The organism is Hymenobacter caeli (genome assembly GCF_013294115.1).
Classification (GTDB): Bacteria; Bacteroidota; Bacteroidia; order Cytophagales; family Hymenobacteraceae; genus Hymenobacter; species Hymenobacter caeli.
Window position 1 is genome coordinate 138,521 of the sequence record NZ_JABSNP010000003.1, and the last position, 18,335, is coordinate 156,855.

The 18,335-nt window shown below is 68.7% G+C and carries 13 protein-coding genes; 5 read left to right on the top strand and 8 right to left on the bottom strand.

Going from position 1 to position 18,335, the window contains the following annotated elements; genetic code table 11:
- Positions 1-26: 26 nt before the first annotated feature.
- Positions 27-3,551, bottom strand: a complete 3,525-nt coding sequence (locus tag HNP98_RS04020) for a DUF7948 domain-containing protein (RefSeq protein ID WP_173808767.1) — start codon at positions 3,549-3,551, stop codon at positions 27-29.
- 219 nt (positions 3,552-3,770) lie between these two features.
- Here HNP98_RS04020 and HNP98_RS04025 point away from each other — a divergent pair, with 219 nt between their 5' ends.
- The 3 genes from HNP98_RS04025 to HNP98_RS04035 all read left to right on the top strand — a co-directional run bounded on the left by HNP98_RS04025 (position 3,771) and on the right by HNP98_RS04035 (position 7,868).
- On the top strand, positions 3,771-4,988 hold the full coding sequence (locus HNP98_RS04025; protein WP_173808768.1) for an endonuclease/exonuclease/phosphatase family protein: 1,218 nt from the start codon (positions 3,771-3,773) through the stop codon (positions 4,986-4,988).
- 195 nt (positions 4,989-5,183) lie between these two features.
- On the top strand, positions 5,184-6,743 hold the full coding sequence (cysS, locus tag HNP98_RS04030; RefSeq protein WP_173808769.1) for a cysteine--tRNA ligase: 1,560 nt from the start codon (positions 5,184-5,186) through the stop codon (positions 6,741-6,743).
- Positions 6,744-6,845: 102 nt separating this feature from the next.
- Positions 6,846-7,868: a M28 family peptidase gene (locus tag HNP98_RS04035; RefSeq protein WP_173808770.1), complete on the top strand. Its 1,023-nt coding sequence runs from the start codon at positions 6,846-6,848 to the stop codon at positions 7,866-7,868.
- A gap of 34 nt (positions 7,869-7,902) precedes the next feature.
- Here HNP98_RS04035 and HNP98_RS04040 read toward each other — a convergent pair whose 3' ends face one another.
- On the bottom strand, positions 7,903-8,874 hold the full coding sequence (locus tag HNP98_RS04040; protein WP_173808771.1) for a hypothetical protein: 972 nt from the start codon (positions 8,872-8,874) through the stop codon (positions 7,903-7,905).
- Positions 8,875-8,937: 63 nt separating this feature from the next.
- On the bottom strand, positions 8,938-9,840 hold the full coding sequence (locus tag HNP98_RS04045; protein ID WP_173808772.1) for a S66 peptidase family protein: 903 nt from the start codon (positions 9,838-9,840) through the stop codon (positions 8,938-8,940).
- A 202-nt stretch (positions 9,841-10,042) separates the two neighbouring features.
- Here HNP98_RS04045 and HNP98_RS04050 point away from each other — a divergent pair, with 202 nt between their 5' ends.
- Both HNP98_RS04050 and HNP98_RS04055 read left to right on the top strand, forming a co-directional pair.
- Positions 10,043-11,269 carry a carboxylesterase family protein gene (locus HNP98_RS04050; RefSeq protein WP_173808773.1) on the top strand — a complete coding sequence of 409 codons (1,227 nt, stop codon included), beginning with the start codon at positions 10,043-10,045 and terminating at the stop codon, positions 11,267-11,269.
- 411 nt (positions 11,270-11,680) lie between these two features.
- Positions 11,681-12,649 (top strand): threonine dehydratase, encoded by a 969-nt coding sequence (locus tag HNP98_RS04055; RefSeq protein WP_173808774.1) that lies wholly within the window; start codon positions 11,681-11,683, stop codon positions 12,647-12,649.
- A 142-nt stretch (positions 12,650-12,791) separates the two neighbouring features.
- Here HNP98_RS04055 and HNP98_RS04060 read toward each other — a convergent pair whose 3' ends face one another.
- The 5 genes from HNP98_RS04060 to HNP98_RS04080 all read right to left on the bottom strand — a co-directional run bounded on the left by HNP98_RS04060 (position 12,792) and on the right by HNP98_RS04080 (position 18,060).
- Positions 12,792-13,520, bottom strand: a complete 729-nt coding sequence (locus HNP98_RS04060; protein ID WP_173808775.1) for an ABC transporter ATP-binding protein — start codon at positions 13,518-13,520, stop codon at positions 12,792-12,794.
- 1 nt (position 13,521) lies between these two features.
- Complete coding sequence (locus tag HNP98_RS04065) at positions 13,522-14,379, bottom strand: ABC transporter permease (protein ID WP_173808776.1); 858 nt, start codon at positions 14,377-14,379, stop codon at positions 13,522-13,524.
- Positions 14,380-14,423: 44 nt separating this feature from the next.
- The gene (locus HNP98_RS04070) at positions 14,424-15,449 is read right to left on the bottom strand and encodes an aliphatic sulfonate ABC transporter substrate-binding protein (RefSeq protein WP_173808777.1); all 1,026 of its coding nucleotides are present in this window, start codon (positions 15,447-15,449) and stop codon (positions 14,424-14,426) included.
- Between the two features lie 97 nt (positions 15,450-15,546).
- Positions 15,547-16,578 (bottom strand): homoserine O-acetyltransferase family protein, encoded by a 1,032-nt coding sequence (locus HNP98_RS04075; RefSeq protein WP_173808778.1) that lies wholly within the window; start codon positions 16,576-16,578, stop codon positions 15,547-15,549.
- A gap of 99 nt (positions 16,579-16,677) precedes the next feature.
- A complete protein-coding gene (locus HNP98_RS04080) occupies positions 16,678-18,060 on the bottom strand; it encodes an O-acetylhomoserine aminocarboxypropyltransferase/cysteine synthase family protein (protein ID WP_173808779.1) in 1,383 nt (460 codons plus the stop codon).
- Positions 18,061-18,335 lie beyond the last annotated feature (275 nt).

Sequence of the window (18,335 nt, forward strand, 5' to 3'; positions counted from 1 at the left end):
CAGGCCGCTAGGGCACAGGGGCTTCGCTACCGCACCACCTGCACCCAGCCCTTCACCTGGCGGTCGTCGGCGTCGCGCAGCAGGTAGTAGTAGAGGCCGGCGGCCAGGCCGTGGGCGTCCCAGTCGTTGTGGTAGTCGGCGGTGGCGTACACCTCCTGGCCCCAGCGCGAAAACACCTTCAGGCTGGCCGGCCGGCAGCTGAAGCGCGGCTGGAAGGTGGCGTTGAGCGCGTCGTCGTTGGCGGTGATGACGTTGGGCACGAACACGTCGCCCACTTCCAGGGGCGCGAACTGCGTGGTCACGTCGCAGGCCCCGTAGCGGGCCGTGAGCTTAACGCGGTAGGTGCCGGCCTGGGCGTAGCGGTGGGTGGGCGCGGCCTCGGTGCTGGGGGGGCTGCCGTCGCCGAAGTCCCAGAGGTAGGTGCCGCCGGCCATTTGCGGCGTCAGGGGGCAGTCGAAGGGCGCGAGGCCGGCGTACTGGGGCGCGGCGGCGCACACGGGCAGGTTCAGGGGCACGTCGGCGAGGTTGGCGGGGGCCAGCACCACGCGGCGGGTGGCGGCGCTTTGGCAGGGCCCCTGCGCCACGGTGTACACGAGGTCGAAGGTACCGCCCCGGTTCTGGGTGTTGGGCGGGGTGAAGAGGCCGGTGGGGCTCACGCCCGGCCCGCTCCACACGCCGCCGGCCGGGCTGCCGCGCAGCTGGAAGGGCTGCAATTGGCTGGCGCACAGCGTGGTGTCGGGCCGCACACGGGCCGCGAGGCCGCTGCCCACCACCACCTGCTGGGTGGCCGCGCCGCAGGCCAGCGAGTCGGCCACGGTGTAGCTCAGGGTGAAGGTGCCCGGCCCCGCCGCCTGGGGCGAAAACGTGTTGCCGCTCACGCCCGGCCCGCTGAACGTGCCCCCGGCCGGCGTGGCCGCCAGCATCACGGCCGGGCCGCTCACGCACTGCGCTGGCACCGGCGCAAACGCGGGCACCAGCGCCGGGGCCACCTGGTAGCGCACGCGCAGCGTGGCCACGCACGAGCCGCTCGTGGCCACAGTATAGGTGATGAGGAACGCCCCCGGGCCCACCGCGGCGGGCACGAACTGGTAGCCCCCGGCGGCGGTGCGCTGCACGCCGGGCCCGCTCCACACGCCGCCGGCGGGCGTGCCGGGCAGGTCCACGGGGGCGGCGCTGGCGCACAGGGCCCGGCGCGGCCCGGCGCTGGCGGTTATCGCCTGGAAGTCCATCTTAAAAGCCGCATTGTTGCAGTTGGTGCTGCCGTTGCGGTTGGTGTAGGTATTGGCCCCCGGCGGCACCGGGAAGCCCTGGGTGCCCTGGCAGCCGCCGCACACGGCCTGGTACACGATGCCGCGCTTGTCGAAGCGCGAGGTGCCGCCGTCCACGTGCTCGCCCTCGCCGCCCTGCTCGCCAAAAAACGTGGCGTACTCCAGCGCCGCCAAACCGGGCGAGAACTCGGCCAAATAAAAGTCGGAGCCGTCAGTACGGGTCTGTACCGCGTCGGCCGTGGTGGGCAGGCCCGCGGTGGTGCCGCCCAGGTAGGGCCCGGTGGCCTGGTTGATGAAGCCGCCCCAACCGCTCACGTAAATACGCTCGCAGTCGTCGACCAGAAACGCGGTGGGCACCAGGTTGGGCCCGGTGCCGCTGCCGAACACGGTGCTGTACAAGCTGCTGGTGAGGTCAGCGTTGAGCTTCTGGATGAACTGCGCCCCGCCCCGGTTGGTGTACAGGCCGGCCGTGACGGGGAAGGCCCCGCCCAGCGTCTGGCCCAGCAGGTAGGGGTTGCCGGCCGCGTCGAGCTGCAGGAACTGGGCCTGGTCGTAGCCGGCGGTGCCCACGTAGGTGGCCCGCTCCACGGTGCGGCCGTCGGCGCTGATGCGGGCCGCGAAGCCGTCGACGCCCCCCGGCCGCGCGGCCCGGTAGGCCCCGGCGGTGGTAGGGAAGTTGGGGCTGAGCGTGCCGCCGCACACGTACACCCGGCCTTGGTCGTCGCGCTGCACCGAGTAGGCGGCGTCGGCCCCGCTGCCGCCCAGCAGGCCGGCCCAGGCCACGGCGCTCAGGTCGGGCGGCAGCTTGCACACCACGGCGTCGGTGGGGCCGCCCCGGTAGGTGCCGTTGAAGCCCGCACCCAGGCCGGGGAAGTTGGCTGAGGCCGTGCTGGCGGCCACGAACACGTTGCCCGCGCCGTCGAGCAGCACGTCGCTGCGGAACACGTCGCCGTAGTTGGCCGTCAGCTGCTGCGCGCCCGTGGCATTGAGCACGGGGGCCTGCACGCCGTCGTTGGCGCTGCCGCCCAGGTAGGTGCTGGCCAGCAGGGCGCGGCCGTCGGCGCTGAGGCGGGCCACGAACAAATCGGCCCCGTTGGGCATGGTGTACTCGCTGAGGTTGGTGAGGAACGGCTCGAAGTAGCTGCCCCCGCCAAACTTGCGGCCCAGGGCCCCGGCCGTGGTCGGGAAGTCGAGGGACGACGTGCTGCCCATCACCACCAGCTCGCCCAAGGCGTTGGTAACCAGGCTGTGCGGGTACTCGCTGCTGCTGCCGCCCAGGTACGTGGCCCAGACCCGCGCCGCTGGGCCCGTGGCCTGGGTGTTGTACTTGATAAGGGCCACGTCGCACACCCCGCTGAACGTGGTTTTGTAGGCCCCCACCGTGGCCGGGTAGCCGGGCCCGAAGGCAATGCCGCCCGAGTACAGGTTGCCCTGCGCGTCGTAGGTGGCCGTGAAGCCCCAGTTGTCCGTCAGCGAGCCGGTGAAGGACGAAAAAATTACCGTCGGGTCGATGGTCAGGGCCCGCGCGTGGTCGTAGGGCCCCAGCGCAAAATGCACCGTGCCGCCGGCCAGCGCGTAGCGGCAGGCCACGGGCTGGCGCTGCCCCTGGGCGTCGGTCTGCCAGGCCCGGGGGGCCTGCTCCGTCACGCGGCCCACGGCGGTGCTGATGGTCAGCTCGCCGGTGGCCGCGTCCAGGGCCACGGGGGCACCCTCGTAGCGCAGGGCCACCCGGGCCGCGTCGGCCCCGGGGGCCAGGGCGAAGTCGTACTCCAGGGTCTGGCCGCTTTCGTACACCGCCGCGTCGATGCCCGGCCACAGCCCGGCATAGCGCACCCGCCGGAAGCCGCCCACGCCGCTGGCCCAATGGCGGGCGTCCGGGCCGTGAAAGTAGTTGCGTACCTCGCCGGTGGGCTGCTCTGCCACCGGCCGCGCCTGGCGGCTGGCCCCTTCGAAGTGCACGGTGTAGGCGTGGGCGGCCAGCTGGTCGCGGGGGGCGGGGGGCCCGGCAGCTTCGCCCGCGGCCGGGGCCGCGCCGTGGCGGTGCAGCACGGCGGGGTCTACGAAGAGGTAGGTGAGGGCCGCGTTTTCCAGAAACAGCCGGCCGCCGGGCAGCGCCGCCGCGTAGCGGGCGCGGGCGTCCCACTGGCCCTTGTTTTCGATGAATTCGAGGGTGGCCGCCGCCGGCACGGCCCGGGGCCCCAGGGCGGGACGGGGGGCGGCCGGGGCCAGCGCTGGGGCCCCCAATAACAGGGCCCACCGGCAAGCAAAGTAAAGTTGTTTCATGACAAACAGAAGGACTGAAATATAAAGCGCAGCTTTTAGAATCAGGAAGTCGCTGAAATCAATTCGAGCGTTGTGCTTCGGCAAGCTCAGCACGACGCTCAATGGCATTTTCTAAACGGCTTTAGCGAAGCAATCCGCCGCTGCTAACGCGCGGCCTTGGGCTTTCGTGTGGGCCCCGCGCGGCTCAGGGTACCTTTGCGGCTCCTTAGCTCCCGCGTTGTGCGCCGTTCGTTTGCTTTCAAAATTACACTGCTGGCGCTGGCCTGGCTCGTGGCGGCCATTGCCTGCGAGCGGGTGCCGGCGGGCACCTGGTGGCCGGCCGTGTTCGGGGCCCTCACGGTGCCCGGGGCGCTGGCCCTCACGGCCCTGCTGGCGCTGTACTGGCTGCGCCGCCGCTGGCGCGTGGCCCTGCTGCCGGCCCTGGCCCTGGCCCTGTGCTGGCCCCACGTGCAGCGCGGCCTGGCCCTGCACTTTGGAGTGGTGGACGAGGAATTTTTTTTGGACAAAGGATTAGGGAGGAGAGACGAGGGGGTGACGGAGAAAAAAGTCTCTTCCCTTCCGCCCGTCCCCCCTCACCCCTCCTCCTTCGTCCCTAATCCCCAAAGGGTGCGGCTGCTCTCGGCCAACGTGCGCATCTTCAACGTGTACGCCCAGCTGCGCGACCCCGACTTTGCGTCCTCCAAGGCCTTCATCCGCTGGTTGGCCGCGAGCCCGGCCGACGTGCTCTGCCTCCAGGAGTTTTACAACGAGCCCGGCGGCTCGCACGAGAACGGGCCGGTGTTCCGCAGCGCCGAGCGGCTGGGGGCGGGCAGTGGCCGGCACGGGTTCGTGTCCACGAGCCTCACCAACAGCGTTGGGGCGGAGTTCGGGTTGGCCATTTTTTCCCGCTTTCCCATCGTGCGGCGCGGCGTTATTCCGTTCGGCAAGCTCACCCAAAACCACGCCATGTGGGCCGACCTGGCCCGCCCCGCTGCCCCCGGCCGCGCCCGGCCCGACACCATCCGCGTCTTCAACCTGCACCTGCAAAGCATGAGCCTGGCCGAGGGCGACATCGTGGCCGCCTCCACCACCGAGGCCGGGCTGCGCGACAAGGCCCCCGGCCTGCTGCGCCGCTTCCGCAACGGGGCCGTGGCCCGCGCCTGGCAAACCGACACCGTGCTGGCCCGCGTGCGCCGCTCGCCCTACCCCGTGCTGCTGGCCGGCGACTTCAACGACCTGCCCTACTCGTACCCCTACGACCAGCTGGCCGGCACCCTGCAAAACGCCTGGGCCACCGTGGGCCTCGGCCTGGGGGCCACCTACCACGGCCGCCTGCCCGGCCTGCGCATCGACCAGCAGTTTGCCTCCGCGCAGTGGCGGGTGCTGGGCTGCCGCGTGCACCGCGAGATTTTGTGGTCCGACCATTTTCCGGTGGAAGCAGTATATCAGCTGCGGTAGGCGCGGCCCCCGGCCCCTCCCCGGTGGGGAGGGGTGCGAGTGCCTGAATCGTTGAACGCACCCCTCCCCACCGGGGAGGGGCCGGGAGTGGGGTCAAGTGGTACCGCTCAAATTGCCGAACTTTGCGCCGCCCACCGCCCGAACGAAACGATACGCCCCGGGCCCGGTTGCCCGCTTTCTGATTTCCTGATTTTCATGTCGCTGACGCTTTATAATACCCTCACCCGCGCCAAAGCGCCTTTCGCACCCGTTCAGCCGCCCGTAGTGGGCGTGTATTTGTGCGGGCCCACCGTGTACAGCGAGGCCCATTTGGGCAACGCCCGGGGCCCCGTGGTGTTCGACGTGCTCACGCGCTACCTGCGCCACCTGGGCCACACCGTGCGCTACGTGCGCAACATCACCGACGTGGGGCACCTCGAAAGCGACGCCGACACGGGCGAGGACAAGCTCGAAAAAGCTGCCCGCGCCCAGCGGCTCGAGCCCATGCAGGTGGCCCAGCACTACGCCAACCGCTACCGCGCCCACATGGCCCAGCTCGGCTGCCTGCCCCCCGACATCGAGCCCCAGGCCAGCGGCCACATCACCGAGCAAATCGGGATGGTGGAGGAAATCATTGCCAACGGCCTGGCCTACGAGGTGAACGGCTCGGTGTACTTCGACGTGCCCAAATACGACGCGCAGCACGACAAAGCCGGGCGCTACGGCAAGCTCTCGAACCGCAGCGTCGAGGACCAGCTCGCCGGCACCCGCGACACGCTGGCCGGCCAGGACGAGAAGCGCAGCCCGCTCGATTTTGCCCTTTGGAAGAAGGCCTCGCCCGAGCACATCATGCGCTGGCCCTCGCCCTGGGGCGCCGGCTTCCCCGGCTGGCACCTCGAGTGCTCGGCCATGAGCCGCAAGTACTTAGGGGCCGAATTCGACATCCACGGCGGCGGCCTGGACCTGATGTTTCCGCACCACGAGTGCGAGATTGCCCAAAGCCAGGGCAGCCACAGCCACACCGACGAGGCCCGCGTGTGGATGCACAACAACATGATAACGGTGGGCGGGGCCAAGATGAGCAAGTCGACGGGCAACTTCATCACCCTCACCAACTTGTTTGCCGGGCCCACCGGGGGCCTCAGCCAGGCCTACTCGCCGATGGTGGTGCGCTTCTTCCTGCTGCAAGCCCACTACCGCTCGCCGGTGGACGTGAGCGACGACGCCCTGCAAGCCGCCCGCAAAGGCTACCGCAAACTCATGAACGGCCTGCGCCTGCTGGATAAATTGGCAGTGAGCAATGAACACTTGGCAAACGGGGCGGCACCCCAAGCACCGGGCACCAGCAACCAAGCACCAAGCACCGGGCACCAGGCACCAAAAGAAGATGCCGAGCTAACCAAGCTCACCACCGACCTGTGGGTGGGCCTGGACGACGACCTGAACACGGCCCGCAGCGTCGCGGCGCTGTTCAACTTGCTGCGCAAATTCAACGCGCTGGCCACCACGCCCGCCGCCCTGGCTGCCGTATCGGCCGCCGCATTGGCGGCCGCCGCGGCGGCCTACCGGGCCCTGGTGACCGGCGTGCTGGGCCTGCGCGACGAGCCCCGCGCCAACGCGGAGGAGCTGCTAGCCCTCACCCTGGGCTTTTATTCCGAAGCCAAGGCCGACAAAGCCTACGACAAGGTGGACGTTATCCGGGCCGCTCTCAAGGGCCAGGGCATCGTCATCAAAGACACCAAGGCCGGCGTGGAGTGGGCTTACAGCGAAGATTAAGTGGTTAGTTATCAGCTTGTAGCCTTTAGCTGCTAGCCAAGAATTTATAGCCCCTACTACCCAGAGCTAACGGCTAACAGCTGGCAGCTAATAGCTAAAAACATGAACCTTCGCCTTCCCCTGGCCGCCCTGGCGGGCCTCCTGCTGCTCACCGCCTGCCCCAGCAAAACCCCCGACGCCGGCACCGCCGAGGCCCCTGAGGCCCCGCTGGCCAAGGCCCCGGCCTTCAACGCCGACTCGGCCTACGCCTTCACGGCCCGGCAGGTGGCGTTCGGGCCCCGGGTGCCCAACTCGAAGGCCCACACGGCCTGCGGCAACTGGCTGGTGGCCAAGCTAAAAAGCTATAAGCTGAAGGTGCTGGAGCAGCCGTTTGACGCCATGACGTTCGACGGCACCAACATCCACGGCCGCAACATCGTTGCCCAGTTCCAGCCCCAGGCGGCCCGCCGGGTGGCTATCTTCGGGCACTGGGACACCCGCCCGTTTGCCGACAACGACCAGGCGAAGAAAAACGCGCCCATGGACGGGGCCTCCGACGGGGCCAGCGCCGTGGCCACGGCCCTTGAAATGGCCCGCGTGCTCAGCCAGCAGCCCGACAGCCTGGCCCCCGCCGTGGGCGTGGACTTCATCTTCTTCGACGCCGAGGACTGGGGCCACGACGACACCACCCAGGCCGACGTGAAAGACCAGCTGAACGAGGGCGGCGGCAGCTCGTCGTGGTGCCTGGGCTCGCAGTACTGGGCCGCCCACCTGCTGCCCGCCGGCTACAAGGCCGAATACGGCGTGCTGCTCGACATGGTGGGGGCCAAGGGCGGCAGCTTCACCCGCGAGGAAACCTCGCGCACCAACGCCCGGGGCCCCCTGGATAAAATCTGGAACACCGCCGCCCGCATCGGCTACTCCGACTATTTTCGCTTCCAGGACACGGGCGGCATCCTCGACGACCACGTGTACACCAACAAGGCCGGCATCCCCACGCTCGACATCTACGACCACCCACGCGGGGCCGGCCCGGAGTACTTCCCCGCTTACCACCATGCCACCACCGACAACATGGCCATCATTGACCGCAAAACGATGAAAGCCGTGGGCCAGACGCTGCTGCAAACCCTGTACGTGGATTGAGGCCGGGGCCCCATCTCCCACCAGAAGGTTCGGCCTATTCTGCGATGCAGCGTTGCAGCCACGCGGCGCAGTCGGGGGCATCGACGATGCTCCAGGAGTGGGGCATCCGCCGCTTGCCTGCGTAGCCCTTGCCCGTCGTTTCAATGTACTGGGCCCGGGTGTTGCCCTGGCGCTGGAGGCCGGCAACGAGGGCCGTGGCCCCGTAGGCGTTCAAGTCCAGCGGTTGCAGCGCCGGGCACGACTGCTGCCAGAAGGCCAGGTCGGGCTCGCAGTACAAGCGTACCGGCAAAGCCTTGAGCCACTGGGCTTCACCGCCGCCCGGGTCGCTGCGCAAAAAAGCGGAACGGCTGCGGTAGGCCTCTGGGAATTGCTCCGGCGACCCTCCCAGCTCGTGGGTTAATTCGCTCAGGATGCGCTGGTCGCCGGCGCGGAAGGCGGTGCAGTCCTGGTGCTCCAGGTGGTACTGCGCCCGGTGCCAGTGCTCGGCCAAGTCCAGCGGCGGATCGACGCCCAGCACGGCCCGCACGCGCCAGGGCCGTTGGATGCTGTCCCGCACCAGCTTTTCCGCGTAGGCAAAAGCGAGCTGGCCGCCGGCCGAAAACCCCCCGACCACCACCCGGCGGGCCAGGGCCGGGCGCTGCCGCACTACCTGCCCAATCGCCGCATCCAGGAAGCGCGTGCCGGAGGCGTCCAAGCTGATGCGGTCGTTCAGCCCAATCAGCAACACAACAAACCCCCGCCCGGCCGCCTGCTGCGCCAGACTCGTGGCGCTCAGTACGTCCCGGGCCGGCTCGCCCCGGCCCGGCAGCAGCACCAGCAGCCCCCGGGCCGGGGCGGTGGCCGCGTCGATTTGGTAGAATGTGCGTTTGCCAGGAAAGTCCTCGACCGCTGTTGCGGTAGTGGATTTTTCAAGACGCAGAACGTGCTTGTGCACCGGCTGGGCGCGGGCAACGGGGGCCCACAGCAGCCAGATTATAGCGGAAACGAAGGCGAGCCGAACCGGCATGGGGCGTATTTTGGGGAGGAAGTAATCTTTAGCTATTGTTTTAAAACAACTTATGGAAACGAATTACTTCAGCCAGGAGCCGCCGGCGTCCACCGTCAGCCGCGCCGTCCGGCCCACTACCAGGGCCCGGTTGTCGGCCTCGTGGCCCACGGGGAAGCCGTAGCCCACCGGGAAACTATAGAGCCGGGCGTAAGAATCGATGATTTCCTCGGCCGACTGGCCGAAGGGCACGGCGTTGTCGCGCAGCTGCGAGAAGTGGCCCACCACCAGCCCGGCCAGGCCCGCGAGCTGCCCGCTGCGGTGCAGGTGCAGCAGCATCCGGTCGAGGTGGTAGCGGTACTCGTCGAGGTCTTCAATGAACAGGATGCGGCCCGCAAAGCTGGCCTGCGAGCCCGTGCCGGTGAGCGTGTGCAGCAAACTCAGGTTGCCGCCCACCAGCTCGCCGGTGGCCGTGCCGGGGCGGTTGAGCGGGTGGGGTGGGGCGGCCAGGCCCGCGTCGGCCTCGCCGAACAAAGCGCGGCGCAGGCTTTCGAGGGCCGCCTCGCCGCCGGGCTGCCGGAACAGCACCGGTACTGGCGCGTGCAGGCTGGCGAAGCCCCGGCGCAGCAAGTGGCAGTGCAGCACGGTGATGTCGGAGAAGCCCACCACCCACTTGGGGTGCCGGGCAAAGGCCGTAAAGGCGAGCCCGTCCACGATGCGGGCGGTGCCGTAGCCGCCCCGGGCGCAGAAAATGGCCCGGCTGCTGGGGTCGTCGAGCTGGCGCTGGAAGTCGCGGCGGCGCAGCGCGTCGTCGCCGGCAAACTGGTGGTGGGCGGGGCCGATGCTCTCGCCGAGCGTGACTTCCAGGCCCCAGCTGGTCAGCACGTCCAGGGCGGGGGCGAGGTCGGCGGCCGGCACGTGGCGGGCGGGGGCCACCAGGGCCACGCGCTGGCCCGCTTGCAGCGGCGGCGGAAAAATAATGGGCATAAGCAAACCTTAAAACGGGCCCGCAAGTAACAACGGGGCAACGGGCCCAAACGAGCAGGCAAATGGGAAGCGGCGCGGCGCTCATCAAAAAATCAGCAGTTTTTCAGCGCGTAGGAGCGAATTTGCGGACGCCGCCGCCGCTGACCGCCGCCAAGCCTTAAAAGTTAAATTAATCCGTACTTAAAGCGTATTTCTAGCCGCCATGAAAACAACCTTACTCCTGCTGGCGCTGCTTTTGCTGGCCGCCGCCGGGCCCGCCGCCGCCCAAATCGATACCACCCGGGCCCGCTACTACCAGCCCGTGTTTGCCAACGTGGACGTGACGAGTGGCGTGGCCTACGGCTCGGCCACTACCTACACGGGCAGTACCCAGTCGCTGCTGATGGACATCTACCAGCCGCAGGGCGACACGGTGAAGCGGCGGCCGGTCATCATTTTCGCCCACCAGGGCGGCTTTTACATCGGCAGTAAAACCGACGCCTACATGGTGGCCGTGTGCACCCGGCTGGCCCGGCTGGGCTACGTCACGGCCAGCATCGAGTACCGGCTGGGCTTCCCGCTCACGGGCTTCCCGGTGCTCACCGACACCGTGGGCCTGGCGCAGGCCGCCATCCGGGGCGGCCAGGACCTGAAAGCGGCCGTGCGCTTCTTCCGCCGGGACGCGGCCACCGCCAAAACCTACCGCGTCAACCCCGCCTACATCGCCGTGGGCGGCTCGTCGGCCGGGGCCTTCGCGGCCCTCGAAGTCGGCTACCTGGACAAAGACAGCGAAGTGCCGGCCTACGTGAACATCGCCAGCCTGGGCGGCGTGGAAGGCCAGAGCGGCAGCCCCGGCTACAGCAGCCTCCCGCTGGCCGTGCTCAACCTGAGCGGGGCCACCCAAAGCCCGAGTTACATCGAGGCCGGCAACGCCCCGCTGTGCAGCGTGCACGGCACGGCCGACATGACGGTGCCCTACTTCCAGGGCAAAATCGGGGCGGGCCTGCCGCCCAAGTACGTCTATGGCAGCGGCCGCCTCCACCCCCGCGCCGCGGCCCTGGGCATTACCAACACGCTGCGCACGCTCAAAGGCGCGGGCCACATCCCCTTCGAAAACAACGCCGCCTACGCCGACACCGCCTTCTGGACCATCCGCGACTTCCTGCGGCCCTTGCTGCGGCAAACCGGCACTGTGCTGGCCGCCCGCGCCGCCACCGCCGGCCCCTTGGCCCAGGCCTACCCCAACCCCGCCCGGGACGCCGTGCAGCTGGTGATTCCCGCTGCCTGGCACCAGCTCGGCGAAGCCCAGCTGCTGGACATGACCGGCCGCGTAGTCCGCCGCCTCTACCCCCGCCCCGCCGACCTGCGCCTGGCCCGCGGGGCCCTCACGGCCGGCGTGTACATGCTGCGCTTCCCGGGGCAGGCCCCGCTGCGCATCGTGTTTGAGTAGCGTCGGGGTGCGCTGCGGGCGCGTGGGGCCAAGCGGTGTCGCGACGGGATTTTCAGGGCCCCAAAGCAGTTAATTGCTTTAAGGAAGGCCGGTTAACACAGGGTTGCTTCTTGGATGTGCCTTGGGAAGTGTACGGTTTTTGGCCCTGCTGGCCGCTGCGCCCGGCGGGGTATTTTTCAAGTTTCGCTTTTTCGGAAGGCGTGTTTTCAAGCCGCTGCCACATGAGGTTGCCTTTTCCAAGCTATGGCGGTGGGCTTAAGCGGGATGGTCCGGCGACTTTTTTTGTCGTCGGGCCACTCTGACGGTGGCCCGGAGCTGCTGTTTTTGGGTAAGAGTGGCCCGACGCAGCCCTGCGGGCAATTCGCCGGACCACCCCGTTTTAGACCACCGCCCAAATCATAAGCGCACCCCATGGTAAGCCTGGCCGAACTCGAAGCCGCCGCCCGCATCGTGTACGCTACGATGCCGCCCACGCCCCAGATTCGCTGGCCGCTGCTGAGCGCCCGGGCCGGCTGCGAGGTGTGGGTGAAGCACGAAAACCACACGCCCACCGGGGCCTTCAAAGTGCGGGGCAGCTTGGTGTACCTGCACGAGCTGCGGGCGCGGCAGCCCGCCGTACCCGGCGTGATTACGGCCACGCGGGGCAACCACGGGCAGGGCATCGCGCTGGCGGCGGGCCGGCTGGGCCTGCGGGCGGTTGTGGTGGTGCCGCACGGCAACAGCCCGGAGAAAAATGCTGCGATGCGCGGCTTCGGGGCCGAAGTGCGGGCCTTCGGGCGCGACTTTGACGAAGCCAGGGCCCACGCCGAAGAAGTGGCCGCGGCGGAAGGGCTGGCCTTCGTGCCGTCGTTCGCGCCCGCGCTGGTGGCCGGCGTCGGCACCTACGCCCTCGAGCTGCTGCGGGCCGTGCCCGACCTCCACACGGTGTACGTGCCCATCGGCCTGGGGTCGGGCATTTGCGGGGTGGTCGGCGCCCGCGATGCGCTGGGCCTGGCGACCCGCGTCGTGGGCGTGGTGCACGAAAACTACCCCGCCTACGCGCTGTCGGTGGCGGCGGGCCGGGTGGTGAGCACCGCCCCGCCCCCCGGCCCGCCCACCATCGCCGACGGCCTGACCGTGCGGGTGCCGGCGGCGGCGGCGCTGGCGGTCATCCGCGCGGGGGCCGAGCGAATCGTGGCGGTAAGCGAGGCCGAGGTCGCCGCCGCCGTGCGGCACTACTGCTCCGACACCCACAACATGGCCGAAGGAGCCGGGGCCGCCCCCCTCGCCGCCCTGCTGCAAGCGCCGGAGCAAGCCGCCGTGCGCGGCCAGAAAGTCGCGCTCATCCTCTGCGGGGCCAACATCGACCGCGACGTCTATCAGCAAATTCTGGCCGGGTAAGCGGCGGCCCCGGAGTTTCCGGGTCAAGCCTTGGGAATAATCCAGCCGGTAGTTCAGAGAGCGGTGAAACGGCTGGGCTTGCATCCCCGTGCGCCCGGGTACCGTAGTAGCCATAACCGCCTGCAACGGCCCAAAAAACTTCCTATGCCGCCACGCCCAGCGCCTCCAGCAGCAGCTGTTTCTGGGCCTGAAAGTCGGGAGCGGTGCGGCGGCGGGGGCGGGGCAGGTCCACGGCGAAGGTTTGGTGGACGCGCCCCGGGCGGCTGCGCAGCACCACCACGCGGTCGGCCAGCACGAGGGCTTCTTCCAGGTCGTGGGTCACGAGCACGAGGGTGGGCCGGTCGTCGGCCCAGATGTCGAGCAGGTGGTCCTGCAAGTCCATTTTCGTAAACGGGTCGAGGGCACTGAAGGGCTCGTCGAGCAGCAGCAGGCCCGGCCGCGCCACCAGGGCCCGGGCAATGGCCGCCCGCTGCGCCATGCCGCCCGAGAGCTGCCGCGGCCACGTCCCGGCAAAGTCGCTGAGGCCCACCCGGGCCAGGGCTGCCGCGCTGCGCTCGGTGCGCTCAGCGGCGGGCAAGCCGGCGATGCCGAACTCCACGTTCTGGCATACCGTGAGCCAGGGCAGCAGGCGCGGCTCCTGGAAGATGAAGCCCACGGCCGGGTGGGGCCCGGCCACCGGGGCCCCGTCAATCAGCACGCGGCCGGTACCGGGCGTTTCCAGCCCCGCCGCGATGCGCAGCAGCGTGCTCTTGCCGCAGCCGCTGGCCCCTACCAACGCCACAATCTCGCCCGGGGCCACTTGCAGGCTCACGTCGTGCAGGGCCACCACCTGGGGCCCAAACTGCTTGCCTACGTGTTCGATGCGGAGCATGTCAGTTATTCCCGTTGGCCCCGTGCGTGTCCTGCCAGCGCAGCAGGCGGCGGCTGAGCCAAGCTAGGCCGGCGTCGGTGGTGCGGCCCAGGACGGCGAAAAGCAGGATGGCGGCCAGGATGGTCTGGGGCCGGCCGGTCATCTGGCCATCTACCAGCAGGAAGCCCAGGCCCTTGGTGGCCCCCATGATTTCGGCGGCCACCACGAACATCCAGCCCAGGCCCAGGCCGTTGCGCAGGCCCACCAGGTAGGCCGGCAGCGTGGCCGGCAGGAATACCCGCCGCACCAGCGCCAGCCCCGAAAGCCGGTACATGCGGCCCACTTCCACCAGCTTGCGGTCCACGCCCTGCACGCCGCTCATCAGCCCCAGGTACACCGGAAAGAACACGCCCACGGCAATCAGCACCACTTTCGAGGTTTCGTAGATGCCCATCCAGAGGATGAACAGCGGCACCCAGGCCAGCGACGGGATGTTGCGCACGCCTTGCAGCAGCGGGTCGAGCAGGCGGCGGGCCAGGGGCGCGTAGCCCGTGAGGGCCCCCAGCGCCGTGGCCGCCGCGCTGCCCAGCACGAAGCCCGCCCCCACCCGGGCCAGCGTCAGGCCCAGGTGGTGCCACAGCTCGCCGGTACGGGCCAGCCCGGCAATGGTGGCCAGCACCTTGGAGGGCGCGGGCAGCAGGTTGGGCGGCAGCGTGCCGGCGCGGGCCAGGATTTCCCACAGCGCCAGCAGCGCCAGGGGCAGCACCGCGCCCAGCGGCCACTGCCAGCGCCGCGGCGGACGCGGGGCCGCCGGGGGCCGGGCAGCCGGGGCCGCAGTGCGAACCGTGAGCGACGGCAGGGTCAGCGTGGAGTTGGACATAAATAGCGGAATTGAATAATAGAAATTTGCGGCGGACCCTGGTCTTACCGCACCGCCACCGGCGCGGCGGGCAGCTTGTCCACGTACTGCGGGTCCACAAGGGCGGCCAGGGTTTTGGCCACGTCCACGCCCGCCTCAATGGTGCCGGTTTTCTTGAGCACGTCGCCGGCCGCGGCGATGGTGGCCAGCTGCGCGGCCCCGAAGTGGCTGATGGACAAGTCGGTGCGCGCAAGTTGCTTGGCCGCTACCTCAGGGCTCAGGTTGGCCGCAGTGGCCAGCGTCTGCTGCAACTCGGCGGGGTGTTGCTTGGCCCAGGCGCGGGCCTGCTCGTAGGCTTGCAGCACGGCGGCCACCAGGGCCGGGTGCTGCCGGGCAAACTCCTCGCGCACGTTCAGCACGCCGTAGCTGTTGAACTCGGGGTTGCGGTAGAAGAGCTTCGCGCCCGCCTCCAGCTCGGCCTTGGCCATATGCGGGTCGAGGCCGGCCCAGGCGTCCACGTCGCCTTTTTCGAGGGCGGCGCGGCCGTCGGGGTGTTGCAGCGGCACCAGCTCGATGTCCTTCTCGCTCATCCCGGCCTGGTCGAGGGCCCGGAGCAGGAAAATGTACGGGTCGGTGCCCTTGGTGGCGGCCACGCGCTTGCCCTTGAGGCCGGCCACCGTCGCGATGGTCGATTTAGGGCCCACGCACAGCGCCGTCCACTCGGGCTTCGAGAAGATGTATATGGCTTTCAGCGGGTTGCCGTTGGCCCGGCCCACCAGGGCCGCCGCTCCGGCCGTCGAGCCAAAGTCGATGCTCTTGCCGTTCAGGTACTCCAGGGCCTTGTTGCTGCCCTGGCTCAGCACCCACTCCACTTTGATGTTCTGCTTGGCCAGGTTCTTTTCCAGCCAGCCCTGCTGCTTCAGCACCAGGCTCAGCGGGTTGTAGTAGGCGTAGTCGAGGCGAACGGTTTCGGGAGCGGTGCCCACCGGGCTGCCGTTTCCGCCGCAGCCGGCCAGCAGCCCCACCAGGGCCAGTATGCTGCACAAAAAGGTTAGCGGCCCGCGGCGGGCCGACGAAAAGAAGTTGTTCATATCGAAGAAAGGAAAGATGCCGGAGCCCTGTAAAACGGAGTGGCACTCCGTTGGGGCCGGACGTTAAAACGGAGTGCCACTCCGTTCTACATTTTACTCATTGTGCCAGCACCGGCACGTAAAAGCGCTCCAGGTGCTGCGCGATTTGCACGGTTTCCAGCAGGAAGCCGTCGTGGCCGAAGCCCGATTCCAGCTCGCCGTACCGGGCCCCGGCAATGCCCTGGGCCAACTCGCGCTGCTCACTGACGGGAAACAGCACGTCCGAAGAAATGCCCATTACCAGCGTGCGGGCCCGGATGGCAGCCAGCGCCGCCGGCACGCCGCCGCGGTGGCGGCCCAGGTGGTGGGTGTCCATCGCCCGGCTCAGGGCCACGTAGCTGTAGGCGTCGAAGCGGGCCACCAGCTTGTCGCCCTGGTAGCGCTGGTAGGTGCTGGCGCGGTAGTCGCGCAGGCGGGTATCGTCGGGGGCCTCGGTTTGGGTGGCGGCGTAGGCGTCGTAGCCCCGGTAGCTGAGCAGCGCAATGGCGCGGGCGGCCCGCAGGCCTTCGTCGCCGCCGCCGGGCTCGTTGGCGTGGTAGGTAGGGTCGGCCTCAATAGCCAGCCGCTGGGCTTCGTTGAAGGCGATGCCCCAGGCCGAATGCCGGGCGTTGGTGGCAATAACCACCAGGTGGTCAAAGGCTTCCGGCTGGGCCACGGCCCACTCCAGGGCCTGCTGCCCGCCCAGCGAGCCGCCCATCAGCGTATGAATCCGGGCCAGCCCCAGCTCCTGACGCAGGGCCTCGTGGGCCCCCGCCAGGTCGCGGATGGTGAGCAGCGGGAAATCCTGGTAGCGCGGCCGGCCCGTGGCCGGGTCGGGGCTGAGCGGGCTGGTGCTGCCGTAGCACGAACCCAACACGTTGGCGCACACAATGAACCAGTCCGCCGGGTCGAAAAAGCAGCCCGGCCCGAACAAGCCCGGCCACCAGTCCAGCACGTCGGCGTTGGCCGTCAAGGCGTGGCACACCCACACCGCGTTGTCGCGGGCCGCGTTGAGCTGGCCCCACGTGCGGTAGGCCACCTGGCCGCCGGTTAGCTCAGCGCCGCTTTCCAGCGGGAATGACTCGGGTAACTGAAAAAAGTGTTCGGGCATGGAAAACGATACCTTGAAGAATAATACTTGATTGTTGGGGCCTGCCAACCGGCCGCGAGCCGTTCGCCAGGCCCCAACAATCAAGCACCGAAAAGGGCTTTACACTTCCAGCGGCTGGGCGTGCTCGGCCTGGGGCTCCAGGATGGCGTCGTCGGTGTCGGCGTCGCCCTTGGGCGCGGCCAGGGTGGCGGCCGCCAGGGCCTGGCCCAGGTCGGCCACAATGTCGTCGAAGTGCTCGATGCCCACCGACAGGCGCAGCGAGGTGGGGGTGACGCCGGCAATGCGCTGCTCCTCCTCGCTCAGCTGCTGGTGCGTGGTGGCCGAGGGCTGGATGATGAGCGTCTTGGAGTCGCCCACGTTGGCCAAGTGGCTGATGAGCTTGAGGTTGTCGATGACGGCCGTGGCCGTTTCCTTGCTGCCGTGCAGCGTGAACGACAGCACCCCGCCGAAGCCGCGCTTGAGGTACTTGGCCGCGGTGGCGTGGTGGGCGTTGCCGGGCAGGCCGGGGTAGCTCACGTGGGCCACCTCGGGACGCTGCTCCAGCCACTGGGCCACGCGCAGGGCATTTTCCACGGTGCGCTCCACGCGCAGGCTCAGGGTTTCGAGGCCTTGCAGCAGCAGGAACGAGTTGAACGGGCTGATGGAGGGGCCGAAGTCGCGCAGGCCTTCCACCCGGGCCCGGATGATGAAGGCGATGTTGCCCATCGCGCTGCCCTTGCCGAACACGTCGTTGAACACCAGCCCGTGGTAGCCCTCGCTGGGCTCGGTGAACTGCGGGTACTTGCCGTTGCCGAAGTCGTAGGTGCCGCCGTCCACAATCACGCCGCCCACGCTCGTGCCGTGGCCGCCAATCCACTTCGTGGCCGACTCCACCACGATGTTGGCGCCGTGCTCCAGGGGCCGGAACAGGTAGCCGCCCGCGCCGAAAGTGTTGTCCACCACCAGCGGCAGGTCATGCTTCTTGGCCACGGCCGCAATGGCCTCAAAATCGGGTACGCTGTAGCTGGGGTTACCAATCGTTTCCACGTATAGGGCCCGGGTATTCTCGTCAATCAGCTTCTCAAAGCCCTCGGCGCTGTCGCCGTCCACGAAGCGGGCCTCGATGCCGATGCGCTTGAAGGCCACCTTGAACTGGTTGTAGGTGCCGCCGTAGATGTAGGAGCTGGACACGATGTTGTCGCCCGGCTTGAGGATGTTGTTGAGGGCAATAAACTGGGCCGCTTGGCCCGAGCCCACCGCTAAGGCCGCCACGCCGCCTTCGAGGGCCGCGATGCGCTGCTCGAACACATCGGTAGTGGGGTTCATCAGGCGGGTGTAGATGTTGCCGAACTCCTTCAGGGCAAACAGGTTGGCCCCGTGCTCGGCGTTCTTGAACACGTAGCTGGTGGTCTGGTGAATGGGCACGGCGCGCGAACCGGTGACGGGGTCGGGCTGCTGGCCGGCGTGGAGTTGCAGGGTTTCGAAGTGCAGGGGAGCGGACATATGAGATGAAGGGGTGGAAACCGTGAGAACTTGCAGAAAAAGAGGGGAAGAAAGGGTCCCGGGGGCCCACCGGCTACGCCGGAAATCAGAGTAAGCCCGTGTAGTTGAGGGGGAACTGGCCGGGCCCCGGCAACCGGGGCAGCCGGCCGGCCGCTACCAAAAAAGGTCAGGAAATGGCGGGGCGTACCCGCGTCACCAGCCTAGCCGCAACAACACGGGCCCCAACAACCCATCCGCATTCGGCCGGCGGCCAACGCCGAAAAGCCCAACACCGG

Bases quoted from the DNA above. Each gene is read 5' to 3' on its own strand.
- HNP98_RS04065 (WP_173808776.1), bottom strand. From the start codon at position 14,379: ATGTCCAACTCCACGCTGACCCTGCCGTCGCTCACGGTTCGCACTGCG.
- HNP98_RS04055 (WP_173808774.1), top strand. From the start codon at position 11,681: ATGGTAAGCCTGGCCGAACTCGAAGCCGCCGCCCGCATCGTGTACGCT.
- HNP98_RS04075 (WP_173808778.1), bottom strand. From the start codon at position 16,578: ATGCCCGAACACTTTTTTCAGTTACCCGAGTCATTCCCGCTGGAAAGC.
- HNP98_RS04070 (WP_173808777.1), bottom strand. From the start codon at position 15,449: ATGAACAACTTCTTTTCGTCGGCCCGCCGCGGGCCGCTAACCTTTTTG.
- HNP98_RS04040 (WP_173808771.1), bottom strand. From the start codon at position 8,874: ATGCCGGTTCGGCTCGCCTTCGTTTCCGCTATAATCTGGCTGCTGTGG.
- HNP98_RS04020 (WP_173808767.1), bottom strand. From the start codon at position 3,551: ATGAAACAACTTTACTTTGCTTGCCGGTGGGCCCTGTTATTGGGGGCC.
- HNP98_RS04060 (WP_173808775.1), bottom strand. From the start codon at position 13,520: ATGCTCCGCATCGAACACGTAGGCAAGCAGTTTGGGCCCCAGGTGGTG.
- HNP98_RS04045 (WP_173808772.1), bottom strand. From the start codon at position 9,840: ATGCCCATTATTTTTCCGCCGCCGCTGCAAGCGGGCCAGCGCGTGGCC.
- cysS (WP_173808769.1), top strand. From the start codon at position 5,184: ATGTCGCTGACGCTTTATAATACCCTCACCCGCGCCAAAGCGCCTTTC.
- HNP98_RS04080 (WP_173808779.1), bottom strand. From the start codon at position 18,060: ATGTCCGCTCCCCTGCACTTCGAAACCCTGCAACTCCACGCCGGCCAG.
- HNP98_RS04035 (WP_173808770.1), top strand. From the start codon at position 6,846: ATGAACCTTCGCCTTCCCCTGGCCGCCCTGGCGGGCCTCCTGCTGCTC.
- HNP98_RS04050 (WP_173808773.1), top strand. From the start codon at position 10,043: ATGAAAACAACCTTACTCCTGCTGGCGCTGCTTTTGCTGGCCGCCGCC.